The organism is Brumimicrobium mesophilum (assembly GCF_003025005.1).
GTDB lineage: Bacteria > Bacteroidota > Bacteroidia > Flavobacteriales_D > Crocinitomicaceae > Brumimicrobium > Brumimicrobium mesophilum.
Map to the genome: position 1 here is coordinate 66,032 of NZ_PVSS01000009.1, position 16,441 is coordinate 82,472.

Here is a 16,441-nt window from a genome sequence, read left to right on the forward strand (position 1 = left end):
AAAACTTTTATGTTAATTAACCCTATGGCATTCGAGAAATAGAATATTATTTCAATCACGACGAGTTTCTTTCTGAATACGACCGATATTCATTTAGCTTAAATACTCTAAAAAATCTTCAGACACCCACTGTTCTTCTACATCGATTTTAGCCCAATCATTTTCTATTTCATATACATATACTTCATGATTTTTAGTTAAACTAGCTACTTTTGGATAATTGGAACTCGGACCTGAGCGAACGTTTAATTTAGTGTTTACATTTACCCTGGCTAAACGAATTTTATTAATAAATCTACCATAAACCCATCTTTTTTGATTTTGGGAAATCCTAAACCAGTTGTTCTTTTCTTCATAAATTCGAATTACCATACCATTTTCAACATAATCAATCTTGGAATGATAAGTTCCAGCGCCAAGTCTTACGCTTAACCGAGTATTTACATCCACAACTCCAAAATACAGCATTTTACTAGGTAATTCATCAGTTGTTTTATCAGCAAGTCCTTTCACCAAAGGTATAAAATTATTCTCTGCAGCTGCTAATGTATTTCCACCAAAAAAGTTTTCTCCAGGACAAGTCTTGTTGGTAGTTTGAGGTCCCCCGTTATTTCTTGCACCTGTACCCAAATGAAACCAATGATGATAAACAATTCTATCTGTATTTATTGGAACATTAAATCGCTTGGCCAATGCTGCAGTCATTCTAACAACTACATCCTTTTGAGCATCGGTCATCTGGTCTTTCCCTTGATCAAAATTTCCTATATGCTCTATGCAAATAGAACTATTATTGTTTCCATAAATACAAGCCGGATTCAACTCTAAACTTCTCCCGGTACAAATTCTACCATCAGGATATGTGGAAAAGTGCTGACCTATGTCACTCCAACCTCGCTGATTCACATGATAATGCTTCATGTTTTTTTGCAGGGTAAAGTGATTCTCCTTGAAATGAATATATGATGGACTCCAAGTATGATGTTGTTGAATAAACAATATATTCCTGTGAATATCTAATGAATTTACCCAAGTTTCAAATTCCTGAATATCCATTAAAGTAAAGCCGTGTTTAGTTTCCAAAATCAGTGAATTTAATGGTTCATAAAAGTAACTTAGGAAAGGTACAATTTTCGTGAGACTTTTCATAAAGTTTTAGCTAACAATTAATTAGATAAATGATAGATATAAAAAAACTGATCAATGAAACCATGACCCCATAATCATTTAGGGGTACTCAAGAGCGAAACCACAGAACAAACTCACTCACAACATGTTGAGAAATCAATTTTAATTTTTCATGCTATTGGAATGATTATTGACTAATTTCAAAGCAGAAAATAAAAACACATGAAAATTCAATTCAATAATGTAGTTCCCATTCCATTAAATGGAATCCAACACAGCAACAAAAGTATTTGGGGAAATTCATTTTCTCTTCTCAAGGGTGAAAAAGTAATGTTGAATGCTTCAAGTGGAAAAGGGAAAACGACTTTCACACATACCCTTGCGGGTATACGAAAAGATTTTAATGGAAGTATTCGATTAGGAGAACGAGAAATCACTTCATTCTCTCCGGAAGAATGGGCCAACTTAAGAAGAAATCATTTGAGCTTTGTTTTTCAAGATTTACAATTGTTTCCGCAATTAACCGTTGAGGAAAACTTGAATTTAAAAAATGATTTAACCGATACATTCGCTACTGCTGAACTAAAATCAATGCTGGAAGAACTTGAAATAATTGACAAATGGTCTGTTCCTTGTGGCATTCTATCCATGGGACAACAACAAAGAGTAGCGATAATCCGTGCTATGTGCCAACCCTTTGATTGGTTATTTATGGATGAACCCTTCAGCCATTTAGATGAAGAAAACACTCAAAAGGCTTTGGCATTAATAGCTAGAAGAACTAAAAATATTGGTTCAGGTTTCATTTTAACCACATTGGGAGAAAATCACAATTTTAGTTTCGACAGAGAATTAAATTTATAATCCATGATTAAGAAAATTTTATTTAATTACCAGAACAAATCTCAATTGATCATCGCTATGATTGGTTCATTTTTAGGTTTCACATTTTTGGTTACTTCAATTCACTATTTAATTCGTGTAAATGAATTTGGCGAAGGAGAAGAGATTTTAGGAAACAACACCATGATCATCCAAAAGAAAATAAACAATTTTAGTAGTTTGAAAATGACTAAAAATGATTTTAGTGAACGCGAGATTGAAAGTATTCAAAAGGAAAATTTTGTTGAAATTTTGCAACCTATTTTAAGCAACAATTTTGATGTTGCCCTTCAAACTGACAGTGAATTAGTTCCTTATTTACGTACTGATGTTTTTGTACAATCTGTGGACAATGAATTTACAAAAATAGATTCAGCCAAATGGAAATGGGCTCCAGGTGACGAATTCGTACCAATTGTTTTGCCTCGAGAATTCTTGGTTATGCTAAACACTTTTGCTAGTGCTAAAGGTATCCCTCCTATCTCTGATGATTTGGCGAAATCTGTTGGATTCAAATTCACTTTAACTAGTCCAGGTAAAAAAGAATTCGAAAAAGTAAGAATCGTGGGATTCACAAATGAAGTTTCTGCAATTTTAGTTCCTGAAACATTTATGAAATATGGGAATCTTAATTTCCCAAAAGGTGAACCTGCAATAATTACTCAACTGATGTTAACAGTAAAAGAAGGACTTTTTGGAGAATTTGAGAATTATTTAGATAAACGCAATTTAGAATCTAAAGAAAACTCAATGATTGTTGGGAAACTTAAAAGTGTTGCTGGTACTTTATTTTCAATTTTAATAGCGATTAGTGTTATCACCGTTTTCCTAGCAGGATTAGTATTGGTACAATATGCTCAGTTATTAATTTCCAGAAATGAATATGAAATAAGAACCTTGCTTAGACAAGGTTATTCTCCCAAAAAAGTGATTAATTCAATTTTACTTTACTTTATTAAGGTTTTCGCAGTAATTTCCGCGGCCAGCATCATCGCATTTGGACTACTGAAGTATTTTATAGACAAATTACTCGACAAGGGAGGAATCCAAATTGATTCAGGATTTACTTTTTTAAGTGTTCTTGCCGTCATTTTAGCCTTTGTGATTTATTCGATTGTAAATTATTTTAATGCTAAACGGGGAGTTTTAAAGACACAATAAACTATTTCGTTAAAATACTGTTAAAAGGAAACACCTATTTAGCTATTAATCGTCTGAACAATAAATACAATTTATATTCGCACAAACAGAACAAATAATATGAAGATACTTATCACATTTATCGTCACCGCATTAATCGCTTTCAGTGGAATTACTCAAGACCTAACTTTTAAAGTTACAGGAATTAAAGACACCACTGTACATTTAGTAAAATACGTTGGAAACAAACTTTACTATACCGATACAGCTAAGTTAGTTGACAGTAAAGTTACCTTTGACGGAAGTAAACAAGAACCAGGAATTTTAGCTGTCTTGATGCCAGGCCAACGATACTTTGAATTTGTATACAACAATGAAAAAGTTCATATGGAAACAAAATCTCCAAACTTTGTTGACCATATGGTAATTAAAAAGTCTGTAGAAAACCAAATATTTCTGGATTACATGAACTTCATGAAAGAAGGAAGAAGTGAAGCCAATAAAATACAAGGTCAAATTCAAGCTTTAGACGCAAATGATAAAGAAGGTAAGGCTAAATTAACCAACCGAATTAAAGAAATTGGAGATGAAATTTTGGCGTATCAGCAAAAGGTAGTAAAAGACAACCCTACAACTTTGGTTTCCAAAATCATTAAAATGTCAACGGATGTTCAAATCCCTGAAGCACCAAAAGATGAAGAAGGTAATGTTATCGATAAAGCATTTGGATATAAATATTTTAGAGATCACTTTTTTGACAATATTGATTTAAAAGATGATCGATTGGTAAATACACCTGTTTTACAAAATAAAATAGAGTATTTCTACTCTAAAAACTTACTACCACAGCACCCCGATTCAATTATTAAATATGTATTTCCAGTTATTAATAGTATTCCAGAAGAATCCATGATGTACAGATTTTTTGTCACGAATGTAACAACTCATTTTGAGAAATCTAAATACATGGGAATGGACAAAGTTAAGATGCACATGGTAAATAGTTTTTATTGTGCTCCAGGTAAAAATGGAGAACCTAAAGCGCACTGGATGGATGAAGATAAATTGCAAACACTTTGTGAAAACACTAAAACCCAAATTCGTTTAGTTCAGGGAGAGATGCCTCCAAATTTAATTCTGCCAGATTCGTCAAATCAAAAATGGTATAACTTATATGAAACAGAAGCAGATTATATTGTACTTTTCTTTTGGGATCCGGGTTGTGGCCATTGCAAAAAAGTAACACCACAACTTCAAACATTATATGAGAAGAAGTTTAAAGAAAGAAATATTGAAATTTTCTCAGTTGGAAAAGCGACAGGAGATGATTTCGAAGATTGGAAAAAATTTATAAAAGACAATAAATTAACTTTTATAAATGTTGGTGTAACTAGAGATGTTTACGAAAAAGCCAGCGAGGATCCACGATCATTAATTCCTTCTAAAACGACTTATGAATCCATTAATTATCAAGCAACTTATGACATTTACTCAACACCTAAAGTATGGATTTTGAATAAAGACAAGCAAATTATTGGAAAGTCACTTACTATTCCACAGATTGAAGCATTTTTAGATGACCTTCAAGGGTTTAGTGATGCTGAAAAAATATTCTTAATGGATGAAAATACTGAGGAGATCAAGTAAATATTAAGTACAAAAAAAAGTGGGTTTGTAGAAATTCTACAAACCCACTTTTTTTGTATGGTAAAAAACCATCCTTTTAAATCTTATTTATCACTTAAACATTGTTCCTCAGGTTTTGCACCACACATTCCACATGCTGCACCTTCTTCTTGTAATATAGGATTGTTACTTGCGCAAGTTCCGGCAAACTCTCCGTCTTTCTTAGCCCAAATTTTTATTGCAATTCCTCCAAATGCTAAAGCCAATAATGCGATTGCTATTAATATTAAATCCATTTTTATATTTCTTTAAATTCGAAACAAAATTACAACATTTCAATCAATTATTCAAACTTATTACCTTTCCACTTCCTTCCAAGTGCACGGTTGAAGAAATGGGTGTTCCGACATATTCAATATTACCACTTTGCTTTATCGTGGCCTCTAATACAGTTTCATTCGCATTAATTTTCATCACTCCTACAGTATTTGAAAAAACATTTAGCCAACCATCTACATTCAACATTCGAGCATCACAAAAACCATTAGAATTACAATGCAAAAAGCCATAATTTGTTTTTCCTCGCAAGGTAATATCTCCAAAACCATTGGATACTATTGCGCTTGTATAGCCGTTTACAAGAGTTAAATCTGCGCTCCCTGCACCATCTCTAATAATTAGTCTAAGTTCATTTGAACGAAGTGTATCTATACTAGTCAACTTCTTACTTCCTTCGTAATAAATATAAGTAATGGAATCAACATATATCTTAGCATTAATTTTATTCTTGTAAGACCTCAAAAACTTACACTTATTATCATTCTCAATTGAAAGCCCTCCATTATTAATCCTTACATCTATATGTGAAAGCAAATTTTCTCCACCTGTCAACACAATTTTAGTTTCATTACCCTGCGCAAGTGAATAATATAAATCATCAGACAAAAAGAGTGAATCGATATCTAAATCTGTTTCAATAATTCTTTCAGCATCCTCACCAACAAATTTTAAGCATCTTCTATCTTCTGCCTTTTTGCAAGAAAGAAATGCCAAAACTATAATTATGCCTATGTATATTTTCATTTCCATCTATAACTAATTCCATATTCAAAATAGTCTGCCTTGGCCCAATGGGATTTAATTGTAAAATTCCCCCATAGTTTATCTGTAATTTGAAATCTACCCCCAAACTTATGATAAAACTTTCCTCCAGGATTTAATGGATCAACAATATAGCTTCCCATTGCAACCAAAAATTCAATTTTGTGAATAGGTAAAACATAAGCAGCATAGAGTCCCATCTGAAAGTTCTTCATTCTACCATGACCTTCTTTGTTGTATTTAATAACAGATTGATTATAAATTGCATCAATTCCCCCTTCAAAAATAAATTTTGGCTTAAACCTATATTGAAAATAATTGTTCAACGCAACTATTCCAAAAGTACTACCACCTGTAGGATAAATTTGCTTAACAGAACCTACTAACTGAGTATAAAAACCCCAGTTTTTTAAAGGTAACCCGGAACTCAATTCAGAATAATTCTCCTCATATTTCAAAGCATTAAGAAAATGAGTAAAATTAAAACTTAAAAGAGGGAGATTTAACCCTAAATTAGGGAGTTTATACGCGCCATTTGACAAATGAGTCATACCTATTTCAATTCCAATTGAATTGTTAACCCATTGCTTCTCAACTCTAACGCCTAAATTCACCATTGCATTTATATGAGATCCTATTGCGTTATTTTTGGGATTTTCAACTTTATCATAGTGCTTTGATACCCACCCAATTCCTAGTAATTGGGTACTTCCTATACTCCAGCCACTGTAATTAAAAAACGGTAAGTACATTCCGGAAGAAACCCCAAATGTTTGTCCCAAAACAGAACTATTTCCTAAGTCATAAAAGAAGGTATTCAATTCTATTCTTGGAAAATTAAAATCATGATGCCATTGCTTACTTCCATTTGTTTGAATTACAGTGCGCAATTGCCCACCGGTTACATGGCCTAAATTTAAATGGCCCATAGCAGCTCTGTGAGGTAACAGATATCCAACTTGAGAAGATAAAGACAGTCCTATATTCTGTTGTTGAGCAGACAATTGAGCACTTAGAAGAATAAATCCAAAACCAATCACCAACACTATCAATTTGCTCATTTTCAATACTCAAAAGAATTTACCACACGTTGTTAAATCAAATAACCGTACAAATATCGAATAAAAAATTTAAAGGCTAAAAAATTATATTTGTAAGACCAATTAAAGCGACTATTTTTGTTAAAAATTGAATTATGGACAAAAGGCTAGTGGCATTTGAGCGTTTATTAAATATAATGGATGATTTAAGAGAAAAATGCCCATGGGATAAAAAACAAACGCTTGAATCTTTAAGACACCTTACAATCGAAGAAACTTATGAATTAGCTGATGCTATTTTAGACAATGATTTAGATGAATTGAAAGGTGAAATTGGAGATATAATGCTTCATATGGTATTTTACAGCAAAATAGCCAGTGAAAAAGGTGCTTTTGACATTTCAGATGTATTAAATGCTATTTGCGACAAATTGGTTCATCGTCATCCTCATATCTACGGTAATGTTGTTGCCGAGGATGAAGAAACAGTAAAAGCAAATTGGGAAAAACTAAAACTGAAGGAGGGTAAAAAATCCGTGCTTCAAGGCGTTCCTAAATCTTTACCTTCTCTAGTTAAAGCAGCCAGAATACAAGAAAAAGTTAAAGGAATTGGATTTGATTGGGACGATTCAAAGCAGGTATTAGCGAAGGTTTATGAAGAATTGGAAGAACTGGAAGTTGAAGTCAACAACAAGACAGATCAGGTTGAGCAAGAATTTGGGGATGTTATGTTTTCTATGATAAATTATGCCAGATTTATTGGGGTAAATCCAGAAACAGCTTTAGAACGAACCAATAAAAAGTTTATTAAACGATTTCAATATATGGAAGAACAAATGAACATTGAGGGAAAGAAATTCGACGAAATGAATTTAACTCAAATGGATGTATTTTGGGAAAAAGCCAAACAGGTTGTAGGCTAAAAATATGCAGTAAAATAAACAGTATCTACTTTTTAAAGTAAACCCGTTAACAAACGCTAAAAAAATGCTTATCTATGCGTGATATTTATATATTAAATCTGAAAATTTTGAAGAAATTACTTTTTTTCTTAACTCTAATAATAACCACTTCTTCCGTAATCGCTCAAGCTGATTTTACAATTCGGGGGTTTGTTTACAATGAAGACAATGGTGAAGCAGCAGCTTACATCAAGGTTTTAATTAAACCTATTATTGCAAATACGAATACTGAATTTAAAGGTGCAACCACAGATATTGATGGATATTTCCAGTTTTCTTCGTTTGAAGCAGGAAAATATGCAATTGAAGTAAGAAGTGCTGAGCATATTGATATTCTTGACACCATAATTGTTGGCGATAAAGTTATCAAAACGCTTAGATATGAACTATCTAAAAGCGAAGCGGTGAAGGAAATGGAAGAAGTTGCCGTTTTTGGGCAAGACCAATCAAAACGTACCAATGTAGATATGTCGGTAAATAAATTAAACCAAGAGAGTTTAGAACGTTTACCAAGTTTCGGAGCTGAAAATGATATCATCGCTGCATTCTCTATAACACCAGGAGTTGTGAGTACAGGTGACCAAGGAGGTCAATTATATGTACGTGGTGGAACTCCAATTCAGAATAAAATATTATTAGATGGAATGACGATTTACAATCCATTTCACTCTATTGGTTTTTTCTCCGTTTTTGAAACCGAGTTAATTAAAAGTGCAGATATATACACCGGTGGTTTCTCCTCTGAATTTGGAGGTCGAATTTCTTCTATAATGGACATAACTTACAGAGATGGAGATTTAAATAAGCATGGAGGACTGGTTTCTGTCTCTCCTTTTATGGGGAAAGCTGTTTTAGAAGGTCCTGTTTTTAGAAACAAAGAAGCTAAGGGAAGCGGTGGATCTTATATTTTCTCAGCAAAACATTCCTTATTGGATAATACTTCTGAGGTGCTTTATCCGTTCGCTAATGATGGTCAAGGGTTACCTTTTACATTTACAGATATTTATGGGAAATTCACCGTTAAGAGTCCAGAAGGTAGTAAATTCTCAGCATTCGGATTTAGTAATAACGACGCTGTTAAATACACAAACATTGCAGATCTAAATTGGAAGTCTTACGGAGGTGGATTAAATTTCACACTTATTCCTAGCTCTAACCCTGTGATAATAAAAGGACATGTGAACGCATCCAATTACGATATTTTCTTTCAAGAAGAAAATGGTGCAGAACCACGAACAAGTGGTATTACCGGATTTGATGTTGGATTCGATTTCTTATACTTTTTAAAGAATCAATCTGAAATCACCTATGGTTTCAACATTGGAGGATTCTCAACGAATTTCTCAACTTTCAATGAATTAGGTAGAGAAATAAAAATTGAAAACTACAATACTGAATTAAGTGGGTACGTTAACTATAGATTGGTTGCTGGTCGATGGGTATTTAACCCTGGAATGAGAGTTCAAGCCTATCCTTCAATTCCAGCAGTTGTTCCTGAACCACGTCTTGGAATTAAAGTGAATGCTACTGAAAAATTAAGATTTAAAATGTCTGGAGGTTATTATTCGCAAAACTTCACTTCTGCCGCAAATGATAGAGATATTGTAACATTATTCTATGGTTTCATTTCTGCTCCTACTGATGTTCAGCAAACATTTACCAAGCAAAATGGTGAGGAAGTAGAACCTGAAAATGGACTTCAAACCTCATGGCATGGTATAATTGGTACAGAATACGACTTCACTCGTGAATTAACCTTGAATGTTGAAGGATATTACAAATATTATCCACAATTGAGTAACATTAATGTGAATAAGTTGTATGACGATACGCCAGAATTTAGCAAGGTCTCTGATATTTACAAAAAGGACTTCTTAATTGAATCTGGAGTTGCGTATGGAGTTGATGTATTGCTAGAATACAGTAAGAAAAGAATATTTTTATGGGCAGTTTATTCACTAGGTAAATCTGAACGATGGGACGGATTCATGAACTATGCTCCTTCTTTCGATCGTCGTCATAATATTAACCTAGTTGCAACTTACACTTTCCTAAAAGACAACAGTTTGGAATTAAGTATGCGCTGGAACTTTGGTTCAGGATTACCATTCACTCCTACTTCAGGCTATTACCAAGGTGAGAAGTTCGGTGACGGAGTTACTACAGATTATACAACTAGTAACCCTAATGATCTAAGCATTCTTTTGGGTGGCATCAACTCTGCTAGACTACCTACTTATCACCGTTTCGACATAACTGTCAAAAAGAAATTCAAATTCAAAAACAATACTGTTCTAGAAGCGAAAGGTGGAGTAACCAATATTTATGACAGGGAAAACATCTTTTATGTTAATCGTGTAACGAACGAGAAAATTTATCAATTGCCATTTTTACCAAGTGTTGGCTTAAGTTATGATTTCTAAATTTTGAAAAATTAATTCAAAGGCAATCTAATTTAGATTGCTTTTTTTTGTGCCATAAACCTTCAACGTTGTATTGGTCTTCATTTCGGTAATCAATAAATTCAAAGTATAAATCAGAAAGGCCAATGACAAATTTAGGGTTGAACTATTCAATAATCTATACTGTAAACTATCGGAGTCCAGATCAAGTATTTAAAGAATATCTTAAATACAGAATATGAAGGATATATTGAAACATAAGTTTCATCAATTTGTATTACTCAACTCTTAAATAATCATCTGAGAAAATTATTACAGATTATTTAAAGAAGGATTCTAAAAGCAATATAAATTAATATTCGACTTTATTAATTGAGCCAATGGGCAAAAGCAGAATGAAAAATAAACTAAATTAAAATTAAACGCGATAACGAAATACTTATTACACTGACAACGTTCAACCCTTAATAATCAATCAATTGAAAGCACATGAAGAAAGTCATGTTCTCAAACAATAATAATATTACTTAAAAAAAAAGAACTTAAGGTCTTGAAAAGTTGAAGCCACAAAAAAGCCTGATTCCGATTTTCTATTATAGAATCAGAATCAGGCTTAAAGTTTAAGCAATAAGATGAGTTACTTAATCACAATGTTTTTAGAAACTGAAGTTTCACCATCTGTGATATTTAAAATATACATTCCTTTTTTCATTGCTGAAACATCGATTGTTTTCACATTTGAATTTAAAGATGTAGAATAAACATTACGACCTAAAACATCAGAAATTGTAACAGTTGCAGCTTCTACTGTAGAAGGCAAATGAATATTTAATTCATTGGTTGCAGGAACTGGATAAACAGATGTTTTTGATAATTCATTTATAGTTAACCCAACAGAAGTCGAAGGATCTTCTAAACTTAATACAAGGTTTGAATTCGATAACACCACACCTCCACCTGACGTAAATACAATTGAAGTATGAATAAATATAGGTAAATTACTTGCAGCTAAATCGTAATACTCGTACTGAGTGCGTACCATTTGGATAGCTCCCAGTACAGCAACCGTAGTATTTACAGTATCAGTAATTTTGTATCTTAAAACATTATTATAAGAATTATTAGCCAAAACTAAAGTTCCTTTTCCATCAACTTCTGCAGTAAGAGATCCAGTTAATGGAGATGTTTGAGGAATCCCCAAAACATACTCTAAAGTTCCAGAAAAATTATCTGTAATTGCAGGACTATTTTCATCCATAGGATAATTGTACGTCGTTGCAGGATCTGTATCATAAATTGCAATTATCTCTCCCAAACTTGGCTCATCAAATACAAAACCATAGCTAGTCATCTCTGTTGCTGAGGTCGTTGAATATGATTTTAAAAATCCTTCCAAATCGATAGTTTCAGTAGCGTTAGGAAAACTTGATGCGTTTGCAGTCGTAGTTGCATCTAATCCAGTGACATTTCTCGAAACGTTATTATATCCATCTGTAGAACTGTAATCCCAATTCGCATTTGAACCTATTTCGTTAGCGTAAGCAGGTGCCATACTATCAATTACGTACAAAGTCGAACCATTTCCAATTGATGGGCTATTTGACTGTGTAAACTGTGCAAAAGTCGCTGTTCCAAAAAATAAAGCAGCTACTAAAAGTAAATTTCTCTTCATAATTTTTATGTTTTAAAACCAAAAATAAACAATTTTAGTTTGATTTCCATAATAAAAGTATAAGTGGTAAAACAATAGGAAGTAGATAATGGTTAACTTTACTGTCTTAAACGATAAATAAAAATTAAGCGTTGGAAAAAAATTTAAAACGAATATCCTATTTTGTTATTTCTATCATCCTAATAACAACTATTTTCTTTGCATTTCAATTACCAAAAACAACTCTGAATTACAATTTTGAAGAGTTTTTTCCCGCACAAGATAAAGAAACTGATTTCTTTTTCAATCACCGTGCATTATTTGAATCAGACAACGATTTTATTCTCATTGCTATCGAAAGAGAAAAAGGAATATTTGATAAGTTTTTTTTAAATGAAGTGAATGAATATTCGAAAGAATTGGCTGCGCTGCCTAATGTGAAATTCACAAGAGATATTACCCATGAAAAAGAAACCTTTATTTATACTGGGGGAACAAGAGGAGAAAGACCATATATTCAATTAGACTCAACCAATTTTGCACAAGACTCCATTAACATTTATAAGAACAAGGAACTCATTAACACTTTGGTTAATTCAAAAGGTAATGCATTAACAGTATTCGTAAGGCACAATGATTTTTTGAGCAAAGCTAAAAGTGAACAGTTGGTCGCTGATGTAAAACAGGTTAGTGAAAAATTTGATTTTGAAAACGTAAGAATGGCTGGTAGGTCTGTAGGACAATTATATTATGTTGACACCATGATTACCGAAATGACAACATACGTTGGAATGAGTATATTACTTGTTATTGTATTCTTAATTATAAGTTTCAAATCTTTATGGGGATTAATGGTTCCTCAAATTGTCATTGTGGGCTCAATGATTTGGATAGTTGGAATTATGGCATTAATTGGTAAACCCATAAACATTTTATTGATTGTTCTACCCTCTATAATGTTTGTTGTAGCCATGTCAGATGTCATTCATTTGATGTCTAAATACCTTGAGTTACTCCGGTCGGGATCAAGTAAATTAGATGCCATAAAAACTTCATTCAAAGAAATTGGAATGGCCACTTTTCTAACATCGTTAACTACCTCTATTGGTTTCTTTTCATTGCTCTTCGTAAATGTAATTCCTATTCAAGACTTTGGATTGTACACTGGAATTGGGGTTTTAATTGCCTTCGTAATTACTTATGGATCACTTCCATTCTTATTTTATCTGACCAAGGTTCCTGAAGTTGGAAGAAGAAATGATCGGAACTTTTGGAAATCTATAATGCGCAAAGTGTTTCTAATCACAATGAGAAACAGAAAAATTATACCTTGGATTAGTATTGCTTTCATTGTAATTTTCGCATATGGTGCAAAATTGATTGTAGTGAACAACTTTATTATGGATGACGTAAGTCAAGAAAGCACAGTAAAACAAGACTTTGATTATTTCGATAGTAAATTTGGTGGAGTTCGTCCTTTTGAATTAGCAATCAGTTTAAAAGACAGTACAGATGATATTTGGAATGTTAATCGATTGAAAGAAATGGAGAAGATTGAGAATTATCTTTCCAATGAATATGAAGTCAATATTAATAATTCATTGATTCAATATTTAAGTATTTTAAATCGAGCATCCCATGCTGGAAACACTGATTACTACGGCATTCCCGATTCAAAAAATGAAATTCGGAAATTTAAAAGAATGTTGAAAATAGCAGATCAAGGAAAATTTATTGCTTCTGTATTAGATTCAACAGAAAACACCACAAGAATAAATGGAGGAGTTCCAGACTGGGGAAATCAAAAAGCTACATTAGAAAATAAAAAATTCTTCACATTTATAAATGAAGAAGGCTTAGACAAACACCTCGACATTCATGTTACCGGTTCGGCCCATTTGCTTGATAGAAATATGAGCTATATGTCTTCGAGTTTAGTAGAAGGACTAGCATTTGCAATTATTGTCGTTTCTATTCTAATGGCACTTTTATTTAGATCTTTTCGAATGTTGATTATCTCAATTATTCCCAATGTAATTCCATTAATTATTATTGCTGGAATTATGGGATATTTTGGAATCAATTTAAAAATCACAACGGCTATTATTTTCACCATATCTTTTGGAATTGCAATTGATGATACCATTCATTTTTTAAGTAATTTTAAACTAGAACTTAAGAAAGGAAAATCAAAACTTTATGCCTTAAAAAGCACTTATTTAGGAACTGGAAAAGCGATTGTTTTAACTTCTGCAATTCTTGTTGGTGGTTTCAGCATGCTGCTATTGTCTAATTTTATGGGAACCTATTACATGGGACTTATGATTTGTATCACTTTAGTTGTTGCAGTGGTTTCCGACTTGTTTATCCTTCCATTACTACTACTATATTTCTATCCTGATCCAAACAAGAAAAAGGAAATAAATAGTAATTCCAAAAATTAACAAACCCTTTATATCTATTAAAAAAAATACTTGGCTCTAGTTTAAAAATAGAGTTTTTACGAACACTTAACCTGATATTTAGATGCTGGCACACCAAAATTTTTAATGGTACTTAAAAAACCAATCTCTTGTTAATGAGAAGGAATTAGCTAATCGTATTAACCAATAAGGCAATGTTGATTTAATCTCAAGGTCTAATTAAAGAAATCCCAGGTAATTCCTAATCGAATTAGAAAAGGCATTATTGGATAATCAATGTCAATTCTAGTTTTAGGATCATTAATTAAAGAAGATAAGTTTTCTGCTTTTACAAAGAATCTAAATTCATCTATTGACAATGCTAAAAATGCATTTAAACGAATTATAGCTTCTGTTTCTAATGGTGTGGTTGGAATTTGTAACAACCCTAAAACACCATTATACTCTAGATAATTATAACCCGATTGATATCCTAAATCTACACCAAATGCTGCACCTAACTTTTGAGCTTTAAATAGCTTAGTTTGAAAAGTTATTCTATTCATAGTTTCGAAAATAGGTTGAAAACTGAAGTTTGCAGAGTTAAATCGCAATGTTGCTGTTGGGTAAAAAGACCATTTACCCAATTTTAAACCTCCTTTCAATTGAAAAGAACCCATAGAAATTAATTCCAAAGTATCTTGCCTCCATTCATTTCCCATAAAATAACGTCCATTATTTATACTTGTCCAAAGTACAGAAGCTTGAATAAAAGTAGAGTCTCCATATTTTAAGTCCCCTCCTATTTGCAACTTTTGCTGCATCTCCAAATCATCTATATTCCATTGGTAATAATTAGCAGTATGAAACCTTTGATAAGGAGTTGGGTATAAATTTTCAAAGTTAAGTCGGCCTTTCAAAGTTAGGTCATTGAAAATTTCATAATTCAAAAAGGCGTAATTTTTTATTTCTCCAGTAGCGCCAATTAAATTAAGATAAAACTCATTACTCAAGTGTAAACGACTGCCCAAAGCGGCAAATAAATTTGAATGTAAATAAACTTCATTCGTATCTCTATTAGCGCCTAAATTCTGATTTCTCCAATATTGATGATTTATTGTGGCGTCAATCTTTAGACCAGGTGAATTAAAGTAAACTCCTCCTCCATTTGAAAATTTTGCAGTCTGATATTGATCACGGGTTTTCCCACTTGTATCAATATAAAAAGTATCAATAACTGACAAATCTGTTAATTGATCAGTATACTCTCTTCCAACAATATTATATTGATGCTTCGTTTTAAACCCCGAACCTATTAACGAATCTCCAACCATCAATAGATAATTATCCCATTTTAAATCGAGTTTTCTTACTACAGAGCGAGCGTTTTCTCGTTGAACAGGAGTAAATTCAATTTCAAATTCATCTAATAAACTATCCGTTGATATCCCACCATTCTGAGCAATATCATACGCTGAATAAGAGCCTTCAAAGTTTGTTGAATATCTCTCCTTAGAATGAAAGAATCTTAAATTTAAATCATTTAAACCGTAATCTCCATTTCTTAAGAAACCATTACTAGTTCTTCTGTTATAGCGAAAATGAAGATGTGAGTTGGGTCTATAAAATTGATGATATTCTAAATTCAAATCCTGCGTTAATGATGAACCAAAAGCATATTGAAAACCTAAATAGGGTAACCCAGAAAATTTAGGAGAAATCTTCCTTTGAGAAGATACATAAGCTAAACTTGCCGGACTTAGAAATATATTTTCAGCTAAATTCCTTTCATATAACTGCCCAAATCCTGAACCTGGGCGCAGTGTAATTTCACCAATGAAACTAGCATCGATAGAATCTAATTCAGTTCCACCGGACCTGTAACCAATTTTAATAGAATCCATTTCTTGATAAAAGAATTCCTTTTGACCCACCAAAGTGAATGAAAAGATCAACGCAATAAAGGCAAAAGGATATTTCACTTAGAACTATTAATTATTGGCAAAAATTCAACAAATGATAAAGAAAGCAAATTTATGATTTAAAGCTTATAATTATAGGAAATACATTGGAATTTTATTCATAAAACATATTTCACAATATAATG

General features: G+C 32.3%; 12 protein-coding genes. 6 read left to right on the forward strand and 6 right to left on the reverse strand.

What is annotated here, in order from left to right; translation table 11 throughout:
* Positions 1–93: 93 nt before the first annotated feature.
* On the reverse strand, positions 94–1,149 hold the full coding sequence (locus C6368_RS10520; protein ID WP_199851626.1) for an SH3 domain-containing protein: 1,056 nt from the start codon (positions 1,147–1,149) through the stop codon (positions 94–96).
* 201 nt (positions 1,150–1,350) lie between these two features.
* On the opposite strand from C6368_RS10520, the gene C6368_RS10525 reads away from it, so the two are divergent.
* The 3 genes from C6368_RS10525 (at position 1,351) to C6368_RS10535 (ending at position 4,797) form a co-directional block, all read left to right on the forward strand.
* Positions 1,351–1,992 (forward strand): ATP-binding cassette domain-containing protein, encoded by a 642-nt coding sequence (locus C6368_RS10525; protein ID WP_107039162.1) that lies wholly within the window; start codon positions 1,351–1,353, stop codon positions 1,990–1,992.
* A 3-nt stretch (positions 1,993–1,995) separates the two neighbouring features.
* On the forward strand, positions 1,996–3,171 hold the full coding sequence (locus tag C6368_RS10530; RefSeq protein WP_107039163.1) for an FtsX-like permease family protein: 1,176 nt from the start codon (positions 1,996–1,998) through the stop codon (positions 3,169–3,171).
* Positions 3,172–3,270: 99 nt separating this feature from the next.
* Complete coding sequence (locus tag C6368_RS10535) at positions 3,271–4,797, forward strand: thioredoxin-like domain-containing protein (RefSeq protein ID WP_107039164.1); 1,527 nt, start codon at positions 3,271–3,273, stop codon at positions 4,795–4,797.
* A gap of 83 nt (positions 4,798–4,880) precedes the next feature.
* On the opposite strand, the gene C6368_RS10540 is transcribed toward C6368_RS10535, so the two are convergent.
* From C6368_RS10540 to C6368_RS10550, 3 genes are read right to left on the reverse strand one after another with little or no spacing between them, the layout of a single operon-like run.
* Positions 4,881–5,072 (reverse strand): membrane or secreted protein, encoded by a 192-nt coding sequence (locus C6368_RS10540; RefSeq protein ID WP_107039165.1) that lies wholly within the window; start codon positions 5,070–5,072, stop codon positions 4,881–4,883.
* A gap of 43 nt (positions 5,073–5,115) precedes the next feature.
* Positions 5,116–5,859 carry a GIN domain-containing protein gene (locus C6368_RS10545; protein WP_159038554.1) on the reverse strand — a complete coding sequence of 248 codons (744 nt, stop codon included), beginning with the start codon at positions 5,857–5,859 and terminating at the stop codon, positions 5,116–5,118.
* The gene (locus C6368_RS10550) at positions 5,856–6,938 is read right to left on the reverse strand and encodes an acyloxyacyl hydrolase (RefSeq protein ID WP_107039167.1); all 1,083 of its coding nucleotides are present in this window, start codon (positions 6,936–6,938) and stop codon (positions 5,856–5,858) included. The genes C6368_RS10545 and C6368_RS10550 overlap by 4 nt, the downstream gene beginning before the upstream one ends.
* Before the next feature lie 134 nt (positions 6,939–7,072).
* Here C6368_RS10550 and mazG point away from each other — a divergent pair, with 134 nt between their 5' ends.
* Both mazG and C6368_RS10560 read left to right on the forward strand, forming a co-directional pair.
* Complete coding sequence (gene mazG, locus C6368_RS10555; RefSeq protein WP_107039168.1) at positions 7,073–7,840, forward strand: nucleoside triphosphate pyrophosphohydrolase; 768 nt, start codon at positions 7,073–7,075, stop codon at positions 7,838–7,840.
* Between the two features lie 107 nt (positions 7,841–7,947).
* Positions 7,948–10,302 (forward strand): TonB-dependent receptor, encoded by a 2,355-nt coding sequence (locus C6368_RS10560; RefSeq protein ID WP_159038555.1) that lies wholly within the window; start codon positions 7,948–7,950, stop codon positions 10,300–10,302.
* 616 nt (positions 10,303–10,918) lie between these two features.
* Here the strand turns inward: C6368_RS10560 and C6368_RS10565 are convergent.
* Positions 10,919–11,953, reverse strand: coding sequence for a T9SS type A sorting domain-containing protein (locus tag C6368_RS10565; protein ID WP_107039170.1), 1,035 nt, complete (start codon positions 11,951–11,953; stop codon positions 10,919–10,921).
* A 131-nt stretch (positions 11,954–12,084) separates the two neighbouring features.
* Here C6368_RS10565 and C6368_RS10570 point away from each other — a divergent pair, with 131 nt between their 5' ends.
* Positions 12,085–14,376: an efflux RND transporter permease subunit gene (locus C6368_RS10570; RefSeq protein ID WP_107039171.1), complete on the forward strand. Its 2,292-nt coding sequence runs from the start codon at positions 12,085–12,087 to the stop codon at positions 14,374–14,376.
* Between the two features lie 194 nt (positions 14,377–14,570).
* On the opposite strand, the gene C6368_RS10575 is transcribed toward C6368_RS10570, so the two are convergent.
* On the reverse strand, positions 14,571–16,316 hold the full coding sequence (locus tag C6368_RS10575) for a putative porin (RefSeq protein WP_107039172.1): 1,746 nt from the start codon (positions 16,314–16,316) through the stop codon (positions 14,571–14,573).
* Positions 16,317–16,441 lie beyond the last annotated feature (125 nt).

Excerpts from the sequence above, each read along its gene's own strand:
- C6368_RS10520 (WP_199851626.1), bottom strand. The coding sequence starts at position 1,149 with ATGAAAAGTCTCACGAAAATTGTACCTTTCCTAAGTTACTTTTATGAA.
- C6368_RS10525 (WP_107039162.1), top strand. The coding sequence starts at position 1,351 with ATGAAAATTCAATTCAATAATGTAGTTCCCATTCCATTAAATGGAATC.
- C6368_RS10530 (WP_107039163.1), top strand. The coding sequence starts at position 1,996 with ATGATTAAGAAAATTTTATTTAATTACCAGAACAAATCTCAATTGATC.
- C6368_RS10535 (WP_107039164.1), top strand. The coding sequence starts at position 3,271 with ATGAAGATACTTATCACATTTATCGTCACCGCATTAATCGCTTTCAGT.
- C6368_RS10540 (WP_107039165.1), bottom strand. The coding sequence starts at position 5,072 with ATGGATTTAATATTAATAGCAATCGCATTATTGGCTTTAGCATTTGGA.
- C6368_RS10545 (WP_159038554.1), bottom strand. The coding sequence starts at position 5,859 with ATGAAAATATACATAGGCATAATTATAGTTTTGGCATTTCTTTCTTGC.
- C6368_RS10550 (WP_107039167.1), bottom strand. The coding sequence starts at position 6,938 with ATGAGCAAATTGATAGTGTTGGTGATTGGTTTTGGATTTATTCTTCTA.
- mazG (WP_107039168.1), top strand. The coding sequence starts at position 7,073 with ATGGACAAAAGGCTAGTGGCATTTGAGCGTTTATTAAATATAATGGAT.
- C6368_RS10565 (WP_107039170.1), bottom strand. The coding sequence starts at position 11,953 with ATGAAGAGAAATTTACTTTTAGTAGCTGCTTTATTTTTTGGAACAGCG.